Source organism: Xylanibacter rarus (assembly GCF_001275135.1).
Lineage (GTDB): Bacteria > Bacteroidota > Bacteroidia > Bacteroidales > Bacteroidaceae > Prevotella > Prevotella rara.
In genome coordinates this window covers 1-2,183 of sequence record NZ_LFQU01000067.1, presented here as the reverse complement: position 1 = coordinate 2,183, position 2,183 = coordinate 1, and the positions used below count along the sequence as shown (strand labels likewise).

Genomic DNA, 2,183 nt, shown 5'->3' with positions numbered 1-2,183 from the left:
GTAGTTAAAGGAGTTAGAGTAGTTAAAGAAGTTAAAGTCAAATGTCTTGTGGCTTAAAAACAAACGGCATATGCCAACAAAGCTAATGTGCCGGCTGATTTGTAATCTGCCGGAATGGCGTATCAGGATTTTCAATCCGCTTGCTTCCTATTTTTTTGATTAATAGGTATGAATTTCGGATCACAGATCCTGATACTTAATGCTGCAGCGAATTTTTCGCTGCGCTCAACAACACGTGCATATCCGACAGAATAATAGCCTTGTTGCTTCCGTGCTTATGGATATGTAGCAGCAAGACTATTGTGCCGGCTGATTTTTTGTCCCACGGCATCATGATGCAAACAAGGCGCGCCCTACTTATACACGGCCTGCCTTGCCTTTCGCAGCCCGTCACATTCATGGCCATGTTGCGGTGTACCTGCTTTACACGGCATGACTCCGAATCACTTTAGCACATCATCAAGCATATTGTAGAATTCATCTGTCTCGCCCGTGAAGCATTTTATTACCTTTCCGTCCGGTGAGACAACAACCTTATAGGGATAGGCTGTCACGCCGAAGCGTACTTCTGTTTTGCCGTCGGGTGAGAACACATGTATCCACGGCGCATTGTTCTTTCTTACGGAAGCTTTCCACTTATCTTCCTTGTCATAGCAGGCCACACCTACTATCTCCAACTTGTCCCTGAACCTGTCATAGTATTCTTTCACTTTCGGAAATCCCTTTATGCACCAAGAGCACCAGGAACCCCAGAAATCAACAACAATATATTTGCCTTTGCCTAAAATGGAATGAAGGCTGAAATCTTCGCCGTCTATATCTTTCAACGTAAAGTCGGGCACAAGCTTGCCTTCCTGCAACTTTAATTTTCTGATTTTTTCGCCTTTATTTCCTTGTCAAGCCTTGAAAACATATTGTCTATTATGTCTATGTAGTTTCTGAAACGCCCGTTGCGCACTTTCGGAGACAGCATCCTTATGGCAGGCAAGATGTCCGTATAGTCTTGAGAAAGGAGGATGGCGGCCGAAATTTCATCGTTCGGATGCTCCGTTATATACTGATGCGTTACTTTCCACATCCTTTTGTTTATATCCATGTTGGCAGCTTTCTTTATGCTGTCCAGTACGGCTTTGTCGAGTCCGTCGGCCATGCCCTTGTCATATTCTGATTTAGCGGCGTCAAACTCTTTGTAAAATGGATGCAGCATTTGGTTTATGCTGTCCATCCTCTGATAGAACGCCGTGCCATTAATCTTCCAATATGCGCATGGTCCCTCTATTTCCGCACTTTCGCCGGGAACAAGAAAGATATGCGACTTGTAGCCGTTTGATTTAACTGTCAACTCAGCATTGTACGCCCACTTAATGTCGCAACTGTAATTAAAGAATCCGTTTGAGTCAACAGGGATTCTTTCACTCACCACTCTTTTGTCAGGTTCACGCCTGACATATTCTATCAGCAAAGTATCATCCGCAATGTCTGTAAAATGCCCTTTAAGCGTAAAATTCTGGGCATGTAGACCAAGAGAAATTGCACCAAGTAAAATAACAGTGATTATGGTTTTCATATTTGAACATTTAATTTTATCAGATGTCTTTATTAACCTCTTGATTTCCATAGGCAAATATACAAAATATCTGTGGGCAATCTGCTATTCTTACATTCTTTTCGTATCCCGTCCCACAAAATCGCGCATTATCAAAACAAATAATGCTTCACGGCAACACCACAGCAACTCTCCCGCTATCCGTGCTTACGGATATGTAGCAGCAAGACTAATGTGCCGGCTGATTTGTAATCTGCCGGAGCTTACTATTTTTTTGATTAATATGTATGAATTTCGGATCACAGATCCTGATACTTAATGCTGTCGGATAGCATATCCGACAGAACAATAGTCTTGTTGCTTCCGTGGTTACAGACAATCAATAAAATTAATCTGCCGGAATATAGTATTAGAATTTTTCAATCCGCTTACTTCCTATGTCCAGTTTATGAAAGTGAAGATATTAAGGTTGCATTATCGGAACTTAATTGAAAAAACAGGCGTAGAGCGCAATGAAAATTAAAAAATAAAAGTGAAAAAATCCAAATGCTGAGTAGGTTTCGTTGTATCAACCACTCAGCATTGGTATTTTCTACTTTTACTACTTGTTCGTTTTTCTACTTTCTACTTACGTCGT

At 41.4% G+C, this 2,183-nt stretch carries 2 protein-coding genes; both read right to left on the bottom strand.

The window, feature by feature from the left end; all coding sequences use genetic code 11:
- Positions 1–443: 443 nt before the first annotated feature.
- Positions 444–860 carry a TlpA family protein disulfide reductase gene (locus ACU52_RS14495; RefSeq protein WP_053399321.1) on the bottom strand — a complete coding sequence of 139 codons (417 nt, stop codon included), beginning with the start codon at positions 858–860 and terminating at the stop codon, positions 444–446.
- Between the two features lie 2 nt (positions 861–862).
- Positions 863–1,567 (bottom strand): hypothetical protein, encoded by a 705-nt coding sequence (locus tag ACU52_RS14490; RefSeq protein WP_147630900.1) that lies wholly within the window; start codon positions 1,565–1,567, stop codon positions 863–865.
- Between the last annotated feature and the right edge of the window lie 616 nt (positions 1,568–2,183).

What these genes read in the sequence shown, in the direction of transcription:
- ACU52_RS14490 (WP_147630900.1), bottom strand. Translation starts at nt 1,567, where the DNA reads ATGAAAACCATAATCACTGTTATTTTACTTGGTGCAATTTCTCTTGGT.